Source organism: Actinomadura sp. GTD37 (assembly GCF_041951365.1).
Lineage (GTDB): Bacteria > Actinomycetota > Actinomycetes > Streptosporangiales > Streptosporangiaceae > Spirillospora.
On sequence record NZ_JBGNUS010000002.1, the window covers coordinates 375,839 to 397,896 of the forward strand.

At 72.0% G+C, this 22,058-nt stretch carries 22 protein-coding genes; 13 read left to right on the forward strand and 9 right to left on the reverse strand.

Going from position 1 to position 22,058, the window contains the following annotated elements:
* Nucleotides 1–3 precede the first annotated feature (3 nt).
* The 8 genes from scpB to ACA511_RS15920 all read right to left on the reverse strand — a co-directional run bounded on the left by scpB (nucleotide 4) and on the right by ACA511_RS15920 (nucleotide 8,984).
* The gene (scpB, locus tag ACA511_RS15885) at nucleotides 4–576 is read right to left on the reverse strand and encodes an SMC-Scp complex subunit ScpB (protein WP_375025081.1); all 573 of its coding nucleotides are present in this window, start codon (nucleotides 574–576) and stop codon (nucleotides 4–6) included.
* Nucleotides 569–1,453, reverse strand: a complete 885-nt coding sequence (locus ACA511_RS15890) for a segregation and condensation protein A (RefSeq protein ID WP_375025082.1) — start codon at nucleotides 1,451–1,453, stop codon at nucleotides 569–571. The genes scpB and ACA511_RS15890 overlap by 8 nt, the downstream gene beginning before the upstream one ends.
* Nucleotides 1,454–1,567: 114 nt before the next feature.
* Nucleotides 1,568–2,188, reverse strand: a complete 621-nt coding sequence (locus ACA511_RS15895; protein ID WP_375025083.1) for a hypothetical protein — start codon at nucleotides 2,186–2,188, stop codon at nucleotides 1,568–1,570.
* Nucleotides 2,189–2,240: 52 nt separating this feature from the next.
* A complete protein-coding gene (locus ACA511_RS15900) occupies nucleotides 2,241–3,107 on the reverse strand; it encodes a ParA family protein (protein WP_375025600.1) in 867 nt (288 codons plus the stop codon).
* A 223-nt stretch (nucleotides 3,108–3,330) separates the two neighbouring features.
* A complete protein-coding gene (gene xerD / locus ACA511_RS15905) occupies nucleotides 3,331–4,233 on the reverse strand; it encodes a site-specific tyrosine recombinase XerD (protein WP_375025084.1) in 903 nt (300 codons plus the stop codon).
* Between the two features lie 143 nt (nucleotides 4,234–4,376).
* A complete protein-coding gene (locus ACA511_RS15910; protein WP_375025085.1) occupies nucleotides 4,377–5,018 on the reverse strand; it encodes an NUDIX domain-containing protein in 642 nt (213 codons plus the stop codon).
* Nucleotides 5,015–6,685 (reverse strand): CTP synthase, encoded by a 1,671-nt coding sequence (locus ACA511_RS15915; RefSeq protein WP_375025086.1) that lies wholly within the window; start codon nucleotides 6,683–6,685, stop codon nucleotides 5,015–5,017. The genes ACA511_RS15910 and ACA511_RS15915 overlap by 4 nt, the downstream gene beginning before the upstream one ends.
* Before the next feature lie 601 nt (nucleotides 6,686–7,286).
* A complete protein-coding gene (locus tag ACA511_RS15920) occupies nucleotides 7,287–8,984 on the reverse strand; it encodes a hypothetical protein (RefSeq protein WP_375025087.1) in 1,698 nt (565 codons plus the stop codon).
* Nucleotides 8,985–9,353: 369 nt separating this feature from the next.
* On the opposite strand from ACA511_RS15920, the gene pip reads away from it, so the two are divergent.
* The 9 genes from pip (at nucleotide 9,354) to ehuA (ending at nucleotide 17,398) form a co-directional block, all read left to right on the forward strand.
* A complete protein-coding gene (gene pip / locus ACA511_RS15925; RefSeq protein ID WP_375025088.1) occupies nucleotides 9,354–10,322 on the forward strand; it encodes a prolyl aminopeptidase in 969 nt (322 codons plus the stop codon).
* Nucleotides 10,323–11,000: 678 nt separating this feature from the next.
* Nucleotides 11,001–11,483 (forward strand): diaminobutyrate acetyltransferase, encoded by a 483-nt coding sequence (ectA, locus tag ACA511_RS15930; protein ID WP_375025601.1) that lies wholly within the window; start codon nucleotides 11,001–11,003, stop codon nucleotides 11,481–11,483.
* A 51-nt stretch (nucleotides 11,484–11,534) separates the two neighbouring features.
* Nucleotides 11,535–12,797, forward strand: a complete 1,263-nt coding sequence (gene ectB / locus ACA511_RS15935; protein ID WP_375025089.1) for a diaminobutyrate--2-oxoglutarate transaminase — start codon at nucleotides 11,535–11,537, stop codon at nucleotides 12,795–12,797.
* A 34-nt stretch (nucleotides 12,798–12,831) separates the two neighbouring features.
* Nucleotides 12,832–13,227 carry an ectoine synthase gene (locus ACA511_RS15940; RefSeq protein WP_375025090.1) on the forward strand — a complete coding sequence of 132 codons (396 nt, stop codon included), beginning with the start codon at nucleotides 12,832–12,834 and terminating at the stop codon, nucleotides 13,225–13,227.
* The gene (gene thpD, locus ACA511_RS15945) at nucleotides 13,224–14,132 is read left to right on the forward strand and encodes an ectoine hydroxylase (protein ID WP_375025091.1); all 909 of its coding nucleotides are present in this window, start codon (nucleotides 13,224–13,226) and stop codon (nucleotides 14,130–14,132) included. Before ACA511_RS15940 ends, thpD begins: the two co-directional genes overlap by 4 nt.
* Nucleotides 14,133–14,236: 104 nt before the next feature.
* Nucleotides 14,237–15,130: an ectoine/hydroxyectoine ABC transporter substrate-binding protein EhuB gene (ehuB, locus tag ACA511_RS15950; protein ID WP_375025092.1), complete on the forward strand. Its 894-nt coding sequence runs from the start codon at nucleotides 14,237–14,239 to the stop codon at nucleotides 15,128–15,130.
* Between the two features lie 6 nt (nucleotides 15,131–15,136).
* Complete coding sequence (gene ehuC / locus ACA511_RS15955; RefSeq protein WP_375025093.1) at nucleotides 15,137–15,850, forward strand: ectoine/hydroxyectoine ABC transporter permease subunit EhuC; 714 nt, start codon at nucleotides 15,137–15,139, stop codon at nucleotides 15,848–15,850.
* Entirely contained in the window at nucleotides 15,850–16,503 is a 654-nt protein-coding gene (ehuD, locus tag ACA511_RS15960; protein ID WP_375025094.1) for an ectoine/hydroxyectoine ABC transporter permease subunit EhuD, read from the forward strand. The genes ehuC and ehuD overlap by 1 nt, the downstream gene beginning before the upstream one ends.
* Nucleotides 16,490–17,398 (forward strand): ectoine/hydroxyectoine ABC transporter ATP-binding protein EhuA, encoded by a 909-nt coding sequence (gene ehuA / locus ACA511_RS15965; RefSeq protein WP_375025096.1) that lies wholly within the window; start codon nucleotides 16,490–16,492, stop codon nucleotides 17,396–17,398. The genes ehuD and ehuA overlap by 14 nt, the downstream gene beginning before the upstream one ends.
* A 60-nt stretch (nucleotides 17,399–17,458) precedes the next feature.
* On the opposite strand, the gene ACA511_RS15970 is transcribed toward ehuA, so the two are convergent.
* On the reverse strand, nucleotides 17,459–18,112 hold the full coding sequence (locus ACA511_RS15970; protein ID WP_375025097.1) for an HD domain-containing protein: 654 nt from the start codon (nucleotides 18,110–18,112) through the stop codon (nucleotides 17,459–17,461).
* Between the two features lie 101 nt (nucleotides 18,113–18,213).
* Between ACA511_RS15970 and ACA511_RS15975 the strand changes: the two genes are divergently transcribed.
* The 4 genes from ACA511_RS15975 to ACA511_RS15990 all read left to right on the forward strand — a co-directional run bounded on the left by ACA511_RS15975 (nucleotide 18,214) and on the right by ACA511_RS15990 (nucleotide 21,955).
* On the forward strand, nucleotides 18,214–19,170 hold the full coding sequence (locus ACA511_RS15975) for a GlxA family transcriptional regulator (RefSeq protein WP_375025098.1): 957 nt from the start codon (nucleotides 18,214–18,216) through the stop codon (nucleotides 19,168–19,170).
* Nucleotides 19,171–19,239: 69 nt separating this feature from the next.
* A complete protein-coding gene (locus tag ACA511_RS15980) occupies nucleotides 19,240–20,412 on the forward strand; it encodes a thiolase family protein (RefSeq protein WP_375025100.1) in 1,173 nt (390 codons plus the stop codon).
* A 3-nt stretch (nucleotides 20,413–20,415) separates the two neighbouring features.
* Nucleotides 20,416–20,787, forward strand: a complete 372-nt coding sequence (locus ACA511_RS15985) for a Zn-ribbon domain-containing OB-fold protein (protein WP_375025101.1) — start codon at nucleotides 20,416–20,418, stop codon at nucleotides 20,785–20,787.
* Between the two features lie 34 nt (nucleotides 20,788–20,821).
* The gene (locus ACA511_RS15990) at nucleotides 20,822–21,955 is read left to right on the forward strand and encodes an NAD(P)H-dependent flavin oxidoreductase (RefSeq protein ID WP_375025103.1); all 1,134 of its coding nucleotides are present in this window, start codon (nucleotides 20,822–20,824) and stop codon (nucleotides 21,953–21,955) included.
* Nucleotides 21,956–22,058 lie beyond the last annotated feature (103 nt).

The window sequence follows — 22,058 nt, forward strand, 5'->3', positions numbered from 1 at the left end:
ACTTCAACCATCCACTATGTCGTCAGGCAGGTCATCGGGCAGGTAGGGGGCGAGCTCGGGCAGCTCGTCGAGGTCGCGCAGGCCGAGGCGCTCCAGGAAGTGCCCGGTCGTGCGGTACAGGTGCGCCTGCGACTCCGGGTCCTGCCCGGCGTCCTCGATCAGGCCGCGCAGCGTCAGCGTCCGCATGACGCCGTCGCTGTTGACGCCGCGGATCGCCGACACCCGGGCCCGGCTCACCGGCTGCCGGTAGGCGACCACCGCGAGCGTCTCCAGCGCGGCCTGCGTCAGCCGCGCCTGCTGCCCGTCGGTGACGAACCGCTCCACCACCGGGGCGCACACGTCCCGGGTGTAGAACCGCCAGCCGCCCGCGACCTCCCTGAGGTCGAACCCGCGGCCCTGCGCCGTGTATTCCGCGGCCAGCTCCCGCAGCGTGCCGGCGACCTCGTCGCGGGGGCGCTCCAGCAGCTGCGCCAGCGTCATCACGGTGACCGGCTCGTCCACCACCAGCAGGATCGCCTCGATCGAGGCGCGCGGCCCCGGAAGCTCCGGCGCCCCGGCGCCGGGTTCCTCAGTCATCGTCTTCCTCGTCCTTCTCCTGGGCGTCGTCCTTCTTGGGCGCGCCCTCGTAGTCGTCGCCGACCCGGACGTCGCCGTCGTCGGCGCCGGTCCAGGTCACGTGCAGCTCGCCGAGGGGCTCGTCCTGCTCGAACGTGACGGCCTGCTCCCGGTACAGCTCCAGCAGCGCCAGGAACCGGGCGACGACCTCGTAGGTGCCCTCGGCGTCGGCCGCGAGGACGCGGAACGTCGTGCGGCGCAGCCTGCGGAGCATCGCCACGACGATCGCGGCCTGCTCCTTGACGCTCGCCTTCGGCTGGTACATGTGCTCGACCGACACCGCGGGCGGCGCCTTCGGCGTGAGGGCCCGGGCGGCGAGCCGGGCGAACTCGTCCGGACCGAGGCCGAGCAGCACCTCCGGCAGCAGGTTCGCGAACCGCGGCTCCATCGGCACGAGGCGCGGGAAGCGGCGGCCCGCGTCGGCGATCCGGCCGGCGATCACCTGCGCGACCTCCTTGTAGGCGCGGTACTGCAGGAGCCGCGCGAACAGCAGGTCGCGGGCCTCCAGCAGCGCCAGGTCGTCCTCGTCGTCGACCTCGCCGGACGGCAGCAGCCGCGCGGCCTTCAGGTCCAGCAGGGTGGCGGCGACCAGCAGGAAGTGGCTGGCCTGGTCGAGGTCCCAGTCCCGGCCGTAGGAGCGGATGTGCGCGATGAAGTCGTCGGTGACCTTGTGCAGCGACACCTCGGTGATGTCGAGCTTGTGCTTGGAGATCAGGCCGAGCAGCAGGTCGAACGGGCCCTCGAAGTTGTCCAGGTGGACGCGGAAGCCCTGTTCCTGCTCGCCCTCCTGGCCACCCTCCCGCCCGGGCTCCGGCGACGTCTCGTCCACGTCGCTCACGGTAGCGGAGGACTCCTCCCGCGCTGTGCTCACCGGCCACATCGTCCCATGCCCGGCGCGCGGCTCGCACCACCGGCGATCACGAGCGGTGACGGGCCGTCCGGCGCCCGGAGGCTACTTTCCGATCATCCGGTGCACGAGGTTCTCGGTGTGGGCGCGGGTGAACGTGTCCGCGCCGCCGCTGATCTGCACTTCGCCGCCGGTGATGGGCTGCGTCACCTGCGCGGGCTCGGAGATGAGCAGCCCGCCGACCAGCATGCCCATCCGGCCGGCCGGCTCCTGTCGCGCGTACGCCTGCGCGGCCTTGCCGGTCAGGTCGGCGAACCCGGACGCGTCCGCCGAGGTCAGCGTCATCTGGACGCTCCAGCCGGTGCCGCCGCTCGCCGGGTCGGGCGCGGCGGCCTTGATCCTCTCCAGCCGGCGCACGGTCAGCTCGTCCGGGCCGAACGTGTAGCAGGACGCGTTGGCCCCGGCGGTGAGGGCGCCGGCCGCGCAGGGGTGCTCGGACACCTCGGCGACCAGCTTGAACGTCAGCGGCTCGGTCAGGTCGACCGGGCCGGACGCGGCGCGCGCCGCCGGGTCGTCCGCGCGGCCGATCACCGCGTACGCGACGACGCCCACGATCAGCACGACGACGGTGACGGCCGCCGCCGCGACGAGCACGAAGACCAGCGGCCCGGGCCCGCGGGACGGCGGGAGCCGCGGCGGGGTGCCGGGCGGCGGGCCAGGGGGCACTGGCGGGGGGTGGACCATGTGCTCATCCCGTCTCAGCGGCCGGCGGGCGGCCTCATTCGGTCTCGGCCCACCGGACGAGGACCTCGCGCGCGAGGCTCCGGTACGCGTTCGCGCCCATCGAGTTCGGATCGAAGAACGTGATCGGCTCCCCGGCGACGGTCGCGTCCGGGAAGCGCACCGTCCGGTTGATGACGGTATGGAACACCTTGTCGCCGAACGCCTCGACGATCCGGCCGAGGACCTCGCGGGTGTGCAGCGTCCGCGAGTCGTACATGGTGCCGAGGACGCCGTCGATGACCAGGTCGGGGTTGATCCGGCCCTGCACCTTCTCGATGGTCTCCATCAGCAGCGCGACCCCGCGCATCGCGAAGTACTCGCACTCCAGCGGGATCAGCACGCCCTCGCTCGCGGCCAGCGCGTTGATCGTCAGCAGGCCGAGCGACGGCTGGCAGTCGATGAGGATGTAGTCGTAGTGGTCGACGGCCGACTTCAGCGCGCCCTGCAGGATGTACTCGCGCCCGACCTCGTGGACGAGCTGGACCTCGGCGCCGGACAGGTCGATGTTGCTCGGCAGGAGGTCCATCCCGTCGACGCCCGTCTCGATGACGATGTCCTCCCACTCGGTGTCGCGCTCGAGCAGCATGTTGTGGATCGTCATGTCGAGCTGGCGCGGGTCGCCCTTGCCGAGGCCGACCGACAGGGCGCCCTGCGGGTCGAAGTCGACGAGCAGGATGCGGCGGCCGTACTCGGCGAGCGCCGCGCCCAGGTTGATCGTCGTGGTGGTCTTGCCGACGCCGCCCTTCTGGTTGCAGACGGCCACGATCCGCGCGGGCCCGTGCTCGGGCAGCGCCTCCGGCTCCGGGAACACCGGAACGGGTCGCTGAGTGGGCCCGAGGGCCCGGCTCGGATCGGTTTCGATGGTCGCGGAGGAAAGGTCTCCATCCGCACCCTTTGTGCTGGTCACAAGATCCCTCCCCGGCGGCCCGGAAATGCCATCCAGAACGGGGACTCTAGGGCCGCCGCCCCAGTCTCTCAAGCCGACGCGCGACGAACGTCGCGATTTGTCGATGTGCCGGTCCGTCCGGTTCGTCCCCCGGTACGCGCTCGCCGGCCCCCGCCCGCCGGCGCGCCGGCCGCCCCGGTCAGCTCCGCGCACGCGGATGCGACGTCGCGTACACCTCCCGCAGCAACTGCACCGTCACCAGCGTGTACACCTGCGTCGTCGTCACCGAGGCGTGGCCGAGCAGCTCCTGGACGACGCGGACGTCGGCTCCCCCGTCCAGCAGATGCGTCGCGAACGAGTGCCGCAGGGTGTGCGGGGACACCTCCGACAGCCGCGCCCGGTCGGCGGCCGCGCGCAGCACCATCCACGCGCCCTGCCGCGACAGCCGCCCGCCGCGCGCGTTCAGGAACAGCGCGGGGCCGCCGCGCCCGGCCCCGGCGAGCCGCGGCCGGGCCCGCACCAGGTAGGCGTCCACGGCCTCGCGGGCGTAGTCGCCGATGGGCACCACCCGGGCCTTGCCGCCCTTCCCGGCGACGCGGGCGAACCCGTCCCGCAGGTCGAGGTCGTCGACGTCCAGGCCGACGGCCTCGGAGATCCGCGCGCCCGACCCGTACAGCAGCTCCAGCAGCGCCCGGTCGCGCAGCCCGCGCGGGGTGCCCGCGTCGCCGGCGGTCGCGGCGAGCAGCCGCTCGACGTCGTCCAGCGAGATCGCCTTCGGCAGCCGGCGCGGCGGCGTCGGCGGCTTGACGCCGTGCGCGGGGTCGCCGGCGGCCAGGCCCTCGCGCAGCGCGAACCGGTGCAGCCCCCGCACCGCGACCAGCGCCCGCGCCGCCGAGCCCGCCGACAGCGGCGGATGCTCCGCGTCGCCCTCCCGCAGCCCCGCCAGGAACGCGCGGACGTCGTCCTCGGTGATCTCGCCGATCGCCGTGCGGCCCCGCGCGTCCTGCACCTCGGCGTAGCGGCGCAGGTCGCGGCGGTAGGAGCTGAGCGTGTTGGCGGCGAGGCCCCGCTCGACGGCCAGATGCCCCAGATACGTGCGCACGGCCGAGTCGAGCGCGGAACCCGCGTCCTGCGCGGCGCTCCGGGGGGGCGGGCTCGCGGACAGTGCGCCACCTCTTCCGGCCGGGGACTGCGGAGACCCGCCCATCATGCCCCCTCCGGCCGCCGCGGGGGGACCGCATCGGCTCAGTCCTCGGGCGCGCCCGCGGGACGCAGGTCCCGGAAACCGCCGTCGCGCGCCGCGCGGGCCGCGAGCACGCCCATGCAGGCGATCATGTTGTGCAGCTCGCCCGCCAGCACCTTGCGGACCGCCTCGTCCAGCGGCACCCACACGACCGGCATGTCGGCCTCCTCGTGGACGCGCTCGAAGTCGATCTGGTCGGCGGGCACCTCGGTCAGGCCGCGGGCCAGGAAGATCCGGACGCGCTCGTCGGCCATGCCGGGCGAGGTGTACACGTCGGCCAGCGTGTCCCAGCGCTCGGCGCGGTACCCGGCCTCCTCCAGCAGCTCCCGCTCGGCCAGCCTGTGCAGCGGCTCCCCGTCGACGTCCCGCAGGCCGGCGGGCGCCTCCCACAGCAGCCGCCCGACCGGATGCCGGTACTGGCGCAGCAGCAGCACCCGGTCGCGGTCGTCGAGGGCCAGGACGCCGACGGCGCCGATGTGCTCGACCACGTCGCGGCCGACGATCTCGGTGCCGTCGCCGGACGGCATCTCGACCCGGTCGCGGCGGACCCCGAACACCGGGCCCTGGAACGCCGCGGACGACTCCACGACGTTCCAGCGCTCCGGCACGTCGCGGACGTCGCCGACGCCGAGCTCCCCGCTCACGCGTCGCCCCCGCGCCGCTCGGCGTAGTCCAGTGCGGCCGCGATCAGGCCGGTGAACAGCGGGTGCGGGCGCGTCGGGCGGGACCGGAACTCCGGGTGCGCCTGGGTGCCGACGAAGAACGGGTGCCGCTCGCGGGGCAGCTCCACGTACTCGACGAGCCGGCCGTCCGGGGACAGCCCCGAGAACCGCAGCCCCGCCTCCTCCAACTGGTCGCGGTAGGCGTTGTTGACCTCGTAGCGGTGCCGGTGCCGCTCGGACACCTTCGCCTCCCCGTACAGCTCCCGCACGACCGATCCGTCGGCGAGGTCGGCCGGGTAGAGGCCGAGCCGCATCGTCCCGCCCATGTCGCGCTCCCCCGCGACGACGTCCAGCTGGTCGGACATCGTCGCGACGACCGGGTGGGCGGTGGTCGCGTCGAACTCGGCGCTGCCCGCGTCGGCGAGCCCGCCGAGCGTCCGCGCCGCCTCGATGACCATGCACTGCAGGCCCAGGCAGATGCCCAGCAGCGGGATCCGGTTCTCCCGCGAATACCGGACGGCGCCGAGCTTGCCCTCGATGCCGCGCACCCCGAACCCGCCGGGGACCAGCACGCCGTCGACGCCGCCCAGCTCCCGCTCGGCGCCCTCCGGCGTCTCGCAGTCGTCGCTCTTCACCCACCGGATGTGGACCTTGGCGTCATTGCCGAACCCGCCGTGCCGCAGCGCCTCGGTGACCGACAGGTACGCGTCCGGCAGATCGATGTACTTGCCGACCAGCGCGATCACGACCTCGCGGGCCGGCTTGTGGACGCGGCGGAGCAACTCGTCCCACGCGCCCCAGTCCACGTCGCGGAACGGCAGGTCGAGCCGCCGCACCACATAGGCGTCCAGCCCCTCCGAATGCAGCACCTTCGGGATGTCGTAGATGGACGCCGCGTCCACGGCCGACACGACGGCCTCCCGGTCCACGTCGCACATCAGGCTGATCTTGTGCTTGAGCCCGTCGGTGATCGGCCGGTCCGACCGGCACACGATCGCGTCGGGCTGGATGCCGATCGAGCGCAGCGCCGCCACCGAGTGCTGCGTCGGCTTCGTCTTCAACTCCCCGGACGGCCCGATGTACGGCAGCAGCGACACGTGCAGGAAGAAGCAGTTCTCGCGGCCGATCTCGTGCCGGATCTGCCGGACGGACTCAAGGAACGGCAGCGACTCGATGTCGCCGACCGTCCCGCCCACCTCGGTGATGACGATGTCGACGTCGCCGTCCTCGCCCATCCCGCGGATCCGGTCCTTGATCTCGTTGGTGATGTGCGGGATCACCTGGACGGTGTCGCCGAGGTACTCCCCGCGCCGCTCCTTGGCGATCACGTTCGAGTAGACCTGGCCGGTCGTCACGTTCGCCGACCCGTGCAACTCCGTGTCGAGGAACCGCTCGTAATGCCCGATGTCGAGGTCGGTCTCAGCACCGTCGTCGGTGACGAACACCTCGCCGTGCTGGAACGGGTTCATCGTGCCGGGATCGACGTTGAGGTAGGGGTCGAGCTTCTGCATGGTGACGCGGAGGCCGCGAAGCGCGAGGAGCCGACCCAGGCTGGACGCCGTCAGACCCTTGCCGAGGCTGGAGGCGACACCGCCGGTGACGAAGAGATGCTTGGTAGGACGTGACCTGCCATTGGCTGCCGAAGGCAAGAAGGCGCTCCCGTGGTCGTGATGAGGCGGACGAGTCTCAACGTCCACGGGCCACCAGGATAGCGTGCCTATTGCATTGACCTCGGCGTCGGGCCCCGGGGGCCCTCCTTCAACGGCCAAAGCGGCGATCGCTGCATCGCTCCGGCTCGCCCAGGGGCTCGCTGCGCGATCAGGTTTCTCGCAGGCTCGAAACCTGGCTTCGCACGCGATCGCGACGCCGAGGTCGTTGAGACTTCAGGTTAGGGACGACCAACCCTGATGTCCTCGCGTAGTGGCGGCCGGTGGACTTCGCCATGCTCACCTTGAGGTCCTCGCGTGGTGACGGCCCCTGGCATTCACCGTGCCCGCCCTGACGTCCTCGTGTGGTGGCGGTCGGTGGACTTCGCGGTGCTCGCCTTGAGGTCCTCGCGGGGTGACGGCCCCTGGCTTCACCTTGCTCGCCCTGACGTCGTCGTGGGGTGGCGGGTGGTGGACTTTGCGGTGTTCGCCTTGAGGTGGTCGCCGGGGTGGGCGGGTGGTGGAGAGCGGTCGGTCTGAGGGCCCGCTTGGGCGGGGTGGGGCGGACGTCCTGACCTTGTGGGTCAGGACGTCGGCTCTGTCCTCACAGGCGGGGCGTCGCCGCGCTCGGCATGATGGTGCGCAGCTGGCGGGTCAGTTCGTCGATCAGGGTGCGGGCCTGGTCGGCGGCCTGGCGGGCGGCGTCGCGCTCCTGGGAGAGCTCGGCGATCTGGGCGCGCTGCTCCGTGACGGCCTGGGCCAGCTGGTCGACCCACTGGTCGCGTTCGGCGAGCTTCTCGGCGATGGCGTCGCGTTCGGCGGCCATCTGCCGCATGCCGGTGACGGCCTTGTCGCGGTCGCGGCCGGCCTGGTCGGCGCGGCCCCGGGCGAGGGTCAGCTCGGACTCGGCGCGGGCCTGGGCCTGGACGGCGCCCTCGCGGGTCCGCTCGGCGGCCTCCCTGGACTTGGCGTTGGCGTCGCGTTCCCGTTCGGCCTTCTTGGCGGCCTCCAGGGACTGCGTGGCCGTGTCGAGGGCCTGCTGGCGCTCGGCCTCGGCGGCGTCGGCGCGGGCGGCGGCCTCCTGGACGCGGCGCTCGGCGTCCTGCGCGCGGCGCTCGGCGTCCTGGGCGCGGCGCTCGTTCTCCTGCGCGCGGCGCTCGGCGACCTCGGCGCGGCGCCGGGACTCGTCGACCTCCTTGCCGGCGCCGACGACGGCGTGCTGCAGGTTCTGCGCGGTCATCTCGGCGTCGGTGATCTTGGCGCGCAGCCCCGCCAGCTCGCCGTGCGCGGTCTCCAGCGCGCGGGACAGCTCGCCCGCCTGCTCGGCGACGCGGTCGCGCTCGGCCTCGGCGGAGCGGCGCCCGCCGGTGGCGTCCTCGACGGCGCGCAGGGCGTCGTCGCGGGCCTCGCTCATGGCGTCGCGCTGCTGGATCGCCTGGCGGACGGTGGCCTCGGCCTCGGCGACGCGCCGCTCGGCCTGCTCGACCTGGGCCTGCACCTGCTCCATCTGCGCGCGGGCCTGGTCGGCCTGGGCGCGGGCCTGGTCGGCCTGGACGCGCCCCTGCTGCGCCTGGTTCCAGGCGGCGGCGGCGTCGCGCTGCGCGTTCTCCTTCTCGGTCTGGAGCGCGGCGATCTGCGCGACGGCCTCGTTCTGGACCTCGGCGGCGCGGCGCTCGGCGTCGGCGAGCTGGCGCTCGGCCTCGACGGCGCGGCGGTCGGCCTGCTCGGCCTGGCCGCGGGCGCGCTGCACCTCGCCCCAGGCGGCGGCCGCGTCGCGCTGCGCCGACTCCTTCTCCTGCTGGACGGCCGCGACCTGCGCGGCGATCTCGTTCTGGGCCTCGCCGAGGCGGCGCTCGGCGTCCACGGCGCGGCGGTCGGCCTGCTCGGCCTGGCCGCGGGCGCGCTGCACCTCGCCCCAGGCGGCGGCCGCGTCGCGCTGCGCCGACTCCTTCTCCTGCTGGACGGCCGCGATCTGCGAGGCGGTCTCGGTCTGCGCCTCGTTGACCTTGCGCTCCCCGGCGGCGAGCGCGTCCCCGATGAGGTCGGCCATCTGGCGGAGCCGCTCGACGATGTCCCAGGGCTGGGCCTCGGACTGCTCGACGTCCGGCCGCACCATCTCGCCGGTCTGGCCGTGCCGCCCGGGCTGGCCCGGCTTCGCCATCTGGATCGGCTGCTGGGCGGGCGGCAGCGCGGGCGGCGGTGCGGCCTCGGGCGCGCGGCCCGGGTCGCGCCCCATGGCGGGCCAGGGCGCCGCCGCGTCCGGGACGCCGCGGTTGCCGCCCGATCCGTTCAGCTCGCTCACCGTTCTCCTCGCCTCACGGCCGGGAGCCCGGTGACCGGCATGGCGCCGCCCATCCTGCTCGCCGCTTTCCTCGGACGGCTCGTCACTTCGCTCACGTGTCTCCTCGCCCGGCGGCGCGCGGCCGCGTTCGCGGGGGTCGTTGTGCCCGTCTCGTTCGCTCCGCAGCCGGCCCCGTGGCTCCTCGCTTCGCTCACTGAAGGCACTCTAGTCCCGACCAGCGGAGCGTTTGCCCAGTTTGGGGTTTACCATCTCGGCGCCCGTCCGGCGTTCCCGCACGCAGGGCCCCTGATGGCGGCCGGGACGGGCCGCGCCACGGTGCCGCGGGTCACATCCGCCCGGCGGACGCGGCGGGTGGGACAATCGCGCCCCATGGAGCTTCGCACCCTGTATCCGCCGATCGAGCCGCACGAATCCGGGCTGCTCGACGTCGGCGACGGAGATCGGATCTATTGGGAGGTCTGCGGGAACCCCGAGGGCAAGCCCGCGGTGATGGTGCACGGCGGGCCGGGGGCCGGGTGCAGTCCGGCGCACCGCCGGCAGTTCGACCCGGAGTCCTACCGGATCGTCCTGTTCGACCAGCGCAACTGCGGGCGCAGCCTGCCGCACGCGAAGGACCCGGAGGTGTCGCTGGAGGCGAACACCACCTGGAACCTCGTCGCGGACATGGAGCGGCTGCGCGAGCACCTCGGCATCGACCGCTGGCTGGTGTTCGGCGGGAGCTGGGGCAGCGCCCTGTCGCTGGCCTACGCGCAGACCCACCCGGACCGGGTGAGCGAGCTGGTGCTGCGCGGCATCTTCACGCTGCGGCCGTTCGAGCTGTACTGGTTCTACCAGGAGGGGGCGTCGCTGCTGTTCCCCGACCTGTGGGAGAAGTACGTCGAGCCGATCCCCGAGGACGAGCGGGAGGACCTCGTCTCGGCGTTCCACGAGCGGCTCAACTCCGCGGACCGGGACGTGCGGGTCGCGGCGGCGAAGGCGTGGGCGACCTGGGAGGGCTCGACGATCACGCTGCGGCCGGACGCGGAGCTGGCGGAGGGATTCGGCGAGCCGGACTACGCGGTGGCGTTCGCCCGCATCGAGAACCACTACTTCATGAACGAGGGGTTCTTCGAGGACGAGCAGCTCATCCGGGACGTGGACAGGATCCGCCATATTCCGGCGGTGATCGTCCAGGGCCGCTACGACGTCTGCACCCCGGTGGCGACGGCGTGGGATCTGCACCGCGCGTGGCCGGAGGCGGATCTCCACATCGTGGACGACGCGGGGCACGCGTTCAGCGAGCCGGGCATTCTGCACCGGCTGATCGAGGCGACCGACCGCTTCGCCGCGACCCGCTGACCCGATTCCGGGCGGTCGTGTTCCGGTAAAGCGGCACTCAAAAGGCCCCGAAGAATCGGCCGCACCCGAAGGGGGGCCGCCGTCCGGGCCGTAACGTGGCCGGGGTCCGGCGCCGACGGCGGGCCCCGGCCGTCCGGAATTCTCATTTTCTTACCCGCTGGCAACCAACGCCTTACCTCGACGCCAGTGCTCCCGCCCCTTGCAGGCAAGCGGATACGGCCTCCCGAGGCGCGCGTGAACGCCGTGGCCCCATCCGCCCCAGACCGCCCGCGACCGGACGACCTCGCGCGATGCGACGTGACGCCCGCCGCACCGATGCCGTTGACACCGAATCCTAGTGACTTACCTCACACAACCGATACCCGGAAGCGCTCCCCGGGCGGCACCAGAACATTAAGCTGACGTTCAGGAAGCGTCCCGGCGGCCACTCCGGCGCCCTCGGCAGTACCTCCTGCGTATCAACGGGAAAAGCGGATTCTCGACGCTCCGAAACTCATTCAAATTGCACCGAATTCGGCAAAGCCCTTAACCCTACCCAGTGCGCAGCAGGGCTAAACATCTCGCAGATAACATCTATCTGCGATCACGGGCCGAGATTCGCTAAGTTGCCTGGACATGGCAGCGCAACCCCTGGAATCACCGACCCGACGCCCCGACCCGGACGTGACGAACGCGGAAGTGCAACTCCAGGAGCCGAGCCTCTCCGATGGCCCAGGGCTGTGGCGGCTCGCCCGGGACTCACGCGTTCTGGACGTCAACTCGCCGTACAGCTACACGCTTTGGTGCCGCGATTTCGGGGACACTTCCGTCGTGGCGCGCGACAGCGCCGGCCCGTGCGGTTTCATCACCGGCTACGTCCGCCCGGCCCGGCCGGACACGTTCTTCGTCTGGCAGGTGGCGGTCGACCGCGACCACCGCGGCCAGGGCCTCGCCCGCCGCATGCTCGACCGCCTCGCCGACCGGCTCGCACCCCGCGGGCACCGGTACATGGAGGCCACGGTCACGCCGGACAACACCGCTTCCACCGCGATGTTCGAATCGTTCGCCCGGGACCGCGGGTGCGAGCTCGCCCGCAGCGCGCTGTTCGGCGCGGAGCACTTCCCCGAGGGGGGACACGAGCCCGAGGTGCTCTTCAGGATCGGCCCGATCGCCGCGAACTGACCCACTCCACTCCCCACCCGCTCCCCCACCCCGACCTGCCTGGAGGCAGAAATGGACGTTTTCGCCCGCCTGGAATCGGAAGTCCGCGGCTACTGCCGAGGGTGGCCCGCGGTGTTCACCACCGCGCAGGGCAGCCACATGACCGACGAGAACGGTAAAACGTATCTCGATTTCTTCGCCGGCGCGGGGACGCTCAACTACGGGCACAACAACCCGCAGCTGAAACGCCGGCTGCTGGACTATCTCGCCGGCGACGCGGTCGTGCACAGCCTCGACATGTACACGACCGCCAAGCGAGACTTCCTGGAACGCTTCAACGAGTACGTCCTGGAGCCGCGGGGGCTCGACTACAAGGTCCAGTTCCCCGGGCCCGCGGGCAACAACTCGGTCGAGGCCGCGCTGAAACTCGCGCGGAAGTACACCGGCCGCGAGACCGTCGTCAGCTTCACCAACGCCTTCCACGGGATGACGCTCGGCGCGCTCGCCGTGACCGGCAATTCGATGAAGCGCACCGGCGCCGGCGTGCCGCTCGGCCACGGCGTCGCGATGCCCTACGACAACTACCTCGACGGCCGGACGCCCGACTTCCTGCTGTTCGACACGATGCTGGACGACAGCGGCAGCGGCCTGGACAAGCCCGCGGCCGTCATCGTGGAGACCGTGCAGGGCGAGGGCGGCATCAACGTCGCCACGGCCGAGTGGCTGCGCGGCCTGCAGGACCTGTGCCACCGGCACGACATCCTCCTCATCGTCGACGACGTGCAGATGGGCTGCGGCCGCACCGGCCCGTTCTTCAGCTTCGAGGAGGCCGGGATCACCCCGGACATCGTCTGCCTGTCCAAGTCCCTCAGCGGCTACGGGCTGCCGTTCGCGATCACGCTGATGAAGCGCGAGCTGGACGTGTGGGACCCGGGAGAGCACAACGGCACCTTCCGCGGCTTCAACCCCGCGTTCGTCACCGCCGTCGCCGCCCTGGAGGACTACTGGACGGGCGACGACATGGAGAAGCAGACCCTCGCCAAGGGCCAGCAGGTCCAGCAGGCGCTGGAGGAGATCACCCTGGCGCACGCCGGCGCGATCGACTCCGTCCGCGGCCGGGGCCTCGCCTGGGGCCTCGTGATGAAGGACCCCGAGACGGCGCCGAAGGTGTGCGGCGAGGCGTTCGCGCGCGGGCTGCTGATGGAGACCTCCGGCCCCGAGGGCGAGGTCGTCAAGCTGCTGCCGCCGCTCACCACGACGGACGCCGACCTGGCCCGCGGTCTGGAGATCATCGCGGACTCGGTCGAGGCCGTCCGCCAGAAGGTCACGGTCTGAGCCGCCCCCGCACCCCACCGGAAAGAGGAGATTCATGATCGTTCGTTCCCTTGACGAGATCGTCGGCACCGAGCGCGACGTGCAGGCGCCGACCTGGTGCAGCCGGCGGTTCGTGCTCGCCAAGGAGGGCGTCGGATTCTCGCTGCACGAGACGATTCTGTACGCGGGAACCGAGACGAGGATGTGGTACGCGAACCACATCGAGGCCGTCTACTGCATCGAGGGCCAAGGCGAGCTCACCAACGACGAGACCGGTGAGAAGCACGACATCCGGCCGGGCGTGATGTACCTGCTGGACGGCCACGAGCACCACACCCTGCGCGCGCACACGGACGTCAAGACCGTCTGCGTCTTCAATCCGCCCTGCACGGGCCGGGAGGTCCATGACGAGAACGGTGTCTACCCCCTGCTGACTGAGGAGGACGCATGAGCATCATCGAGTCCCATCCGACCATCGACGACGCCTACCCCACCCGGAAGGCCGCCGAGGCGGCGCTGCTGTACCGGCAGGACCCGGTCGTGCGCGGCGGCCCGCAGGACGGGCCGATCGACGGTGCCACCCTCGACTCGTTCGAGGCCAACGGATTCCTGTCCGTCGACCAGCTGCTCGCGCCGGAGGAGGTCGAGGACTACCGCGCCGAGCTGCGCCGGCTGTCGTCCGACCCGGAGGTCCTGGCCGACGAGCGCACGGTCACCGAGCGCGGCTCGAACGAGGTCCGCTCCATCTTCGAGGTCCACCGGATCAGCGAGGTCTTCGGCGCCCTTGTCCGCGACCCGCGCGTCGTCGGCCGGGCCCGGCAGATCCTCGGCTCGGACGTCTACGTGCACCAGAGCCGGGTGAACTACAAGCCGGGGTTCACCGGCAAGGACTTCTACTGGCACTCCGACTTCGAGACCTGGCACGCCGAGGACGGCATGCCGCGGATGCGCGCGGTGAGCATATCCATAGCGCTCACCGAGAATTTCGTGCACAATGGCGGGCTAATGATTATGCCTGGCTCGCACAAGACCTTCGTGGCCTGTGTCGGGGAGACCCCGGACGACCACTACAAGGAGTCCCTGCGCGGTCAGGAGATCGGCACGCCCGATCCGAACAGCCTCTCGATACTCGCCGACAAGCACGGGATCGAGCTGTTCACGGGCCAGGCGGGCTCCGCCACCATGTTCGACTGCAACTGCATGCACGGGTCGAACGGCAACATCACCCCCTTCCCGCGCTCCAACGTGTTCGTCGTGTTCAACAGCGTCGAGAACACGTGCGTGGAGCCGTTCTCGGCGCCCGCTCCCCGTCCGACGTTCATCGGCGCACGCGATTTCACGCCAGTGCGCGACTGATCGGAAGACAACAATTCGATAACCCCGACCGTTCGCCCCGCGCACGCGGGGGGCCGTACGCGGCCCCCCGCGTGCGCGTGGGACCACCCGACAGGAGTTCAACGATGACTTCTTCGAGAAGAGACTTCCTCCGTACCGCCGTGCTGCTGTCCGCCGCGGTGCCGCTTGCCGCGGCGGGCTGCTCCACGACGGATCCGGAGGAGGAGAAGGCGGGCGGCGGCACGCTGCAGAAGGCCAAGGACTCCGGCACCATCACCGTGGGCTTCGCGAACGAGGCGCCCTACGGCTACACCGACAAGTCCGGCAAGCTGACGGGTGAGGCGCCGGAACTGGCCCGCGCGATCTTCAAGAGCCTCGGCATCGACGAGATCAAGGGCGTCCAGGTCGACTTCAGCGGCCTCATCGCGGGCCTCAACGCCAAGCGCTTCGACGCGATCGCCGCCGGCATGTTCATCACGCCGGAGCGGTGCGCCTCGGCGGCGTTCGCCAACCCCGAGTACGTCGCGAAGAGCGCCTTCATGGTCAAGGAGGGCAACCCGAAGGGCCTGAAGGGCCAGAAGGACCCGGGCGCGAAGGGCGCCAGGGTCGGCGTCCTCACCGGCGCCGTCGAGGCCGGCTACGCCGAGAAGACCGGAGTGAAGAAGGGCGACATCCAGACGTTCGCCGACCAGGCGAGCGCCTACGAGGGCCTCAAGGCCGGGCGCATCGACTGCATCTGGCTGACCCGCATCTCGCTGGCCGACCTGCTGACCAAGCACCAGGGCGAGGGCTTCGAGGTCACCGAGCCGTTCACGCCCGTCATCGACGGCAAGGAGCAGCTCGGCGCCGGCGCGTTCGCGTTCCGCAAGGCCGACTCCGACCTCGTCACCGCCTGGAACGGCGAGCTGGACAAGCTCAAGCAGCAGAAGACGCTCCTGCCGATCCTGCAGCCCTTCGGGTTCACGCAGGAGGACATGCCGACCGCCGAGGACACGGCGGCCAAGTTCTGCAAGGGCTGATCGCCGGTGTCCGACGTCCTCGACAGCTACCCGCAGTGGCTGGACGGCGCGTGGGTCACGGTCCGCCTCACCCTGCTCGGCGGCGCGCTGGCACTGGTGCTCGCCCTGCTCTTCGGCATGGCGGGCACCTCGCGCCACGCCTGGGTGCGCGTGCTGAACCGCGTGTACGTGGAGTTCTTCCGCGGGAACGCGACCCTGGTGCTGCTGTTCTGGTTCTTCTACGCGCTGCCGCTGATCGGGCTGCGGTTCAGCACCATCTTCGCGGCGGTGCTGGCGCTCGGCCTGAACGTCGGCGCCTACGGCGCGGAGGTGGTCCGCGGCTCGATCAACGCGGTGCCCAAGGCGCAGTACGAGGCGACGGTGGCGCTGAACTTCACCCCGTTCCAGCGGATGCGGCGGGTGCTGCTCCCCCAGGCGTTCGCGCTGATGCTGCCGCCGTTCGGCAACCTGATCATCGAGCTGATGAAGGGCACCGCCATCGTGTCGCTGGTGACCCTGGTCGACCTGACCCGCGTGTCCAAGAACATCCAGGGCAGCACGGGCGAGACCGTCGCCGCGTTCTCGGTGGCGCTGGTCCTGTACTTCATCATCGCGCAGGTCCTGCAGCTGTTCGTCCGCTACGCCGAGCGCCGCGTGGACCGCATGCTCGGCCGCCGGCCGTCGCGTGAACCGTCCCTCGGGACGGTGGCGGCGGGCGCTCCCGGGGCGGGGGTCGGCTGATGGACTGGGACTGGAAGTACGCCGGGGACATCCTCCCCGACCTGCTCGACGGGCTGCGCTACACCGTCATCGCGACGCTGGCCGGCTACGTCATCGCCCTGGTCCTCGGGCTGGTGTGGACGCTGCTGCGCCGCACGCCGAGCCGGGTCTTCAACCAGGCGATCCGGTGGATCACCGAGTTCATCCGGTCCACGCCGCTGATCCCGCAGCTGTACTTCGTCTTCTTCGTGCTGCCCGCCTGGGGCGTCACGATCGGGTCGCTGACGGCGGGGATCATCACGCTCGGGATCCACTACTCGACGTACACCGCCGAGGTGTACCGGGCGGGGATCGCCGACATCCCGCGCGGCCAGTGGGAGGCGTGCACCGCGCTCAACCTGCCGAGGTCGCGGGTGTGGCTGGACGTGATCCTGCCGCAGGCGATCCGCCGGGTGATCCCGACGCTGGGCAACTACCTGATCGCGATGTTCAAGGACTCCCCGATGCTGTTCGCGATCAACGTCGCGGAGCTGCTGTTCGCCGCCAACAAGGCGGGGTCGGTGAGCGGCGAGTTCCTGGAGCCGATGACCATGGTCGGCCTGTTGTTCGTCATCGTGAGCGTCATATCCTCGATACTCGTCCGCCGCTTGGAGAGGCGTTATGCCACCACCTAACACACCGGAAGTCCCGAAGGACGCCGCGGCGGAGCCCGCGCCCGCCGCCGGCGCCGACGAGGGCGTCTCCACGCAGAAGGACACCGCGCCCGGGGCCGGGCGCGCCGCGGACCTGCCGCACGGCGGCGCGCCGGGGATCCGCTTCGAGAAGGTGGTCAAGCGGTTCGGCTCCAACGCCGTCCTCCGCGAGCTCGACTTCACCGTGGCGCCCGGCGAGCGCGTGACGCTCATCGGGCCGAGCGGGTCGGGCAAGACCACGATCCTGCGGCTGCTCATGACGCTGGAGACGCTGGACGAGGGCGTCATCTGGATCGGCGACGAGACGCTGTGGCACATGGACCGGGGCGGCAAGCGCGTCCCGGCGAACCAGAAGCACCTGCACGAGATGCGCAAGCAGGTCGGCATGGTGTTCCAGCAGTTCAACCTGTTCCCCAACATGAACGTGCTGCGCAACCTCACGGAGGGGCCGGTTCGCGTGCTGGGGGTGCCGAAGGACGAGGCGGTCGAGCGCGCCAAGGGCCTGCTCGACCTCGTCGGCCTCTCCGACAAGGAGAACGCCCACCCGACCCAGCTGTCGGGCGGCCAGCAGCAGCGGGTGGCGATCGCGCGGGCGCTCGCCATGCAGCCGAAGGTGCTGCTGCTGGACGAGGTCACCTCCGCCCTGGACCCCGAGCTCGTCGTCGGCGTCCAGGACCTGCTGCGCGACATCGCCCGGCAGAGCGACCTCACCCTGCTGTGCGTCACCCACGAGATGGCCTTCGCCAAGGACATCTCCAACCGGGTCCTGATGTTCGACCAGGGCCAGATCGTCGAGGAGGGCCCGCCGGACCAGATCTTCGGCGAGCCGTCCGAGCAGCGCACCCGGGACTTCCTGCAGGCCGTCCTCGCGTCCTGAGCCGCGTCCGGGCCCACCGCCCGCGTCCCCGTCGCCCCGGGGACGCGGGCGGTACCCGTCTCAGCGGACGCCGGGCCAGGCGGCCGCGACGAGCGCCGCCCACTCGGGGGCGGGGTCGCCCACGCCGTGCTGCCGGGCGATCTCGGCCGGGAGGCTGCCGAACGGGGCCTTGGCGGGGTTCCGCGCGATCTGGCCGACGATGATCTCGGTGAGGCCGCAGCCCGGTGCGAGGCGAGGGAAGGCCGCGTGCGCCCGTTCGGCGATGCCGCCGGGGAGCGCCCGCGCGCCCGGGCCGGCGATGTCGGCGCTCGTCCCGGCGTGGGTGAGGGCGATCTCGGGCCCCATCCGGTGCGCGATTCCGCGGCTGGTGTGCAGCGCGACCGCCGCCCAGACGACCCGGGTCCGCTCGGCGTCCAGGCCGTTGCCGCTCACGAACTCGGCGGCGACGTCGGCGCCGTCCACCTCGAAGCGCTGGCGGCCGTCGCCCCGCTCGGTGAGACCCATGTCGTGCAGGACGCTCGCGAGGAACAGCACCTCGTCGTCGTAGTCGGCGCCCGGCCGCAGGCCCCGCGCCTCCCCCAGCGCGCGGCCGAACAGGTAGGTGCGGACGCTGTGGTTGGCGAGCGCGGCGGAGCCCGCGGCGAACACCAGGTCGTAGGCCTTGCGGGTCAGGCCGGTGTCGGGCAGGGAGAAGTCGGCGAAATGGTCGGGCATGGAGGCTCCTCGCAGTGGCTCTCTGGGAACGGTCTTGATCGTCCGATGCCGCCCGGCGCCCGGCCAGTGGCCGGATCGCCGATGTGCGCTACGTTCTGGCCATGCATGTGGTGGCAGTGCTCGCGCTGGACGGGGTCGTGCCGTTCGATCTCGCCGTCCCGGGCCAGGTGTTCGGCGTGATGACCACGTCCGAGGGCGTCCCGCTGTACGAGCCGCGGGTGTGCACGCCGCCGGGCGGAGCGGAGACGTCCGGAGTGCTGGGGCGGATGCGGGTGGAGTCCCCGTACGGTCTGGACGCGCTGGCCGCCGCCGACACGGTCGTCGTCCCCGGGCACGAGGACGTCCGGTCCGACCCGCCCCCCGAGGTCCTGGACGGGCTGCGCGGCGCGGCGGAGCGCGGGGCGAGGATCGCCTCGATCTGCGTCGGCGCCTTCGCCCTGGCCGCGGCCGGGCTGCTGGACGGCCGGCGGGCCACCACGCACTGGCGGTACGCGAAGGCGCTGGCCAGGCGTTTCCCGGAGGTCGAGGTCGACCCGTCGGTGCTGTACGTCGACGGCGGGCAGGTCCTCACCTCGGCGGGCGTCGCGGCGGGGATCGACCTGTGCCTGCATCTCGTCCGGCGCGACCACGGTTCGGCGGCGGCGGCGCGCACCGCCCGGCGGATCGTGATGCCGCCGCAGCGGGACGGCGGCCAGGCGCAGTTCATCCGCCACGAGGACCCGCCGGACGGCGGCACCGCCCTCCAGCCGACGCTGGCCTGGCTTGAGGCCAACCTGCACCGGCCCCTGACGCTGGACGACATCGCGCGGCAGGCTTCGGTGAGCGTCCGCACGCTGACCCGGCGGTTCGGCGAACAGGCGGGGACGACCCCGCGGCGCTGGCTCGCGCGTGCCCGCGTGCACCGGGCGCAGCAGCTGCTGGAGAGCACGGACCTGCCGGTCGAGCGGGTCGCCGACGAGGCGGGGTTCGGCTCGCCGGTGACGCTGCGCGCCCATTTCGCCCGGCATGTCGGCGCGTCCCCGCTGGCCTACCGGAGTGCCTTCCGCGCCCGCTCCTGATCACCCCGCCCGGCCGTGTACCGAATGTCGTTCTGTACCGTGGCTGCCACGAACGAGGAGAGCGAGGCGATGGGCACTTCGAGGGGCACTTCGATCGTGGGGCTCGGGATGACCGAGCTCGGCAGGGTGTACGGGCGGAGCCCGCGGCGGCTCGCCGCGGACGCGGTCCGGCTCGCCGCCGCGGACGCCGGCCTGGCGCTCGGCGACCTGGACGGGCTGCTGGTCAGCCACGGGATGGGCGGCTCCCCCGGCATCGAGCTGGCCGGCACGCTGGGGCTGCGCGACCTGCGGCTGCTGTCGCAGGTCAACTCGTTCGGCGCGACGGCCGGGGCGATGGTGTCCTACGCGGCGATGTCGGTGCTGAGCGGGGCCGCGACCACCGTGGCCTGCGTGTTCGCGGACGCGCCGCTCAAGCCGAAGCAGTCGGCGGGCTCGGCCTACAACCGGGACGCCCGCGAATGGTACGGATTCGGCGGGATGACGGCGGCGCTCGGGCTGCGCAGCGTCAACTCGTTCTACGCGCTCGCCGCCCAGCGGCACATGGCCCGGTACGGGACGACGAGCGAGCAGCTCGGCGCGATCGCGGTGGCGACCCGGGAGTGGGCGTCGCGCAACCCGCTCGCGCAGATGCGCGACCCGATCACCCTGGACGACCACCAGAACTCCCGCTGGGTGTCCGAGCCGCTGCACCTGCTGGACTGCTGCCTCGTCTCCAACGGCGCCGTCGCGGTCATCGTGACGAGCGACGACCGCGCCCGCGGCCTGGCCCGCCCGCCCGTCCACCTGTGGGGATGGGGGCAGGGCCATCCCGGGCACCGCAAGGAGCGCGGCAGCGACTTCGGTCTGACGACCGGCGCCGCGTCGTCGGGCGCGACGGCGATGAAGATGGCCGGGGTCACCCCGTCCGACGTCGACGTGTGCGAGCTGTACGACTGCTACACCTACACGGTCCTGGTGTCGCTGGAGGACTACGGGTTCTGCGCCAAGGGCGAGGGCGGCGCGTTCGCCGCGTCCGGCGCGCTCGGGCCGGGCGGGTCGCTGCCGACCAACACCGGCGGCGGGCAGCTGTCGGCGTACTACATGTGGGGCATGACACCGCTGTCGGAGGCCGTGATCCAGGCGCGCGGGGACGGCGGGGAGCGGCAGGCGCCGTCCAACGACGTGATCCTCGTGAGCGGGAACGGCGGCATCCTCGACCACCACTCCACGCTCATCGTCAGCCCGAACCGGAAGGGGGCCTAGCCCATGGAGATCGGCGTGCTGCGGCGGGACGGCCGCACCGACCCCTTCTTCGACGGCGCCGCGGCCGGCCGCCTCGTGATCAGGCGCTGCGAGGCGTGCGACCGGTGGTTCGCGCCGGACGCGTCCGGCTGCCCGGACTGCGGCGAGGAGGACCTCGGGTGGGCGGAGGCGAGCGGCGAGGCGGCGCTCGTGACCTGGACCGTCCTGCCCAAGGACCCGCCCGCGTACCTGGCGCTGGTCGAGCTGGCCGAGGGGCCGTGGCTGCACGCCCGGCTGGACGGCGTGACCGGCGGCGTCCTCCGCGAGGGCCTGCCCCTGCGCGCGGTGTTCGAGCACCCGGACGAGGGCGAGTCCTACGTCCTCTTCCGCCCCTAGACCGAATGTCATTCGGTCCGTTAGCGTCGAGGCCATGAACACCGAGGTCTGCACGCGATTCGGCATCGAGTTCCCGCTCTTCGCCTTCAGCCACTGCCGCGACGTCGTCGCCGCCGTCACCAACGCCGGCGGCTTCGGCGTCCTCGGGGCCGTCGCCTACACCCCCGACCGGCTCGAAGAGGAGCTGCGCTGGATCGACGACCACGTCGGCGGCCGCCCCTACGGCGTCGACGTGCTCGTCCCCGGCAAGATCGACAAGTCGGCGGAGGGCGGCGGCCTCGACGCCATGCTCGCCGCCATCCCGGACGAGCACTGGACGTTCCTCACCGGCCTGTTCGCCAAGTACGACGTCCCGCTGCCCGACTTCGAGAAGGCCAAGCGGTCCAACGCGCGGGGCGGCACGCAGGTCACCAAGGAGGGCGCGACCGAGCTGATCGACGTGTCGCTCGCGCACCCCATCGGGCTCATCGCCAGCGCCCTCGGCACCCCGCCGCCGCTCATGGTGGAGAAGGCCCGCGAGGCCGGCGTCCCCGTCGCCGCGCTCGTCGGCACGTCCGAGCACGCCCGCCGCCAGGTCGCCGCGGGCGCCGACCTGATCATCGCGCAGGGCGGCGAGGCCGGCGGGCACACCGGCGAGATCTCCACGATGGTCCTCGTCCCCGAGGTCGTCGACACGGTCGCGCCGGCGCCCGTCCTCGCCGCGGGCGGCATCGCCACGGGACGCCAGATGGCCGCGGCCCTGGCCCTCGGCGCGTCCGGCGTCTGGTGCGGCTCGGTGTGGCTCACCACGGAGGAGGCGGAGACGTCCCCGGCCGTGAAGGAGAAGATGCTGGCCGCCACGTCCCGCGACACGATCCGCTCGCGGTCCCGCACCGGCAAGCCCGCCCGCCAGCTCCGGTCCGCCTGGACGGAGGAGTGGGAGGGCCCGGCGAGCCCCGGCCCGCTCGGCATGCCGCTGCAGATGATCGTCGCCGAGGGTGCGATGCGGCAGATCACCAAGGTGGCCGAGTCCGGCAATCCCGGCGCGCAGGCGCTCGCCAACTACTTCGTCGGCCAGTGCGTCGGTCTCATGAACACCGTCAAGCCCGCCCGCCAGGTCGTCTACGACATGGTCGAGGACTTCGCGAACGCCGTGGAGCGCCTCAACGCCATCACGCGCGAGGACTGAACGACCGAAAGCGGACATCATCGGACGGTGATCCGGTCGTCACCTTATGACGCCCGAACGCCCGCGGCCCTACGCTTCCCGGAGCACTGATCCACATTCCGGA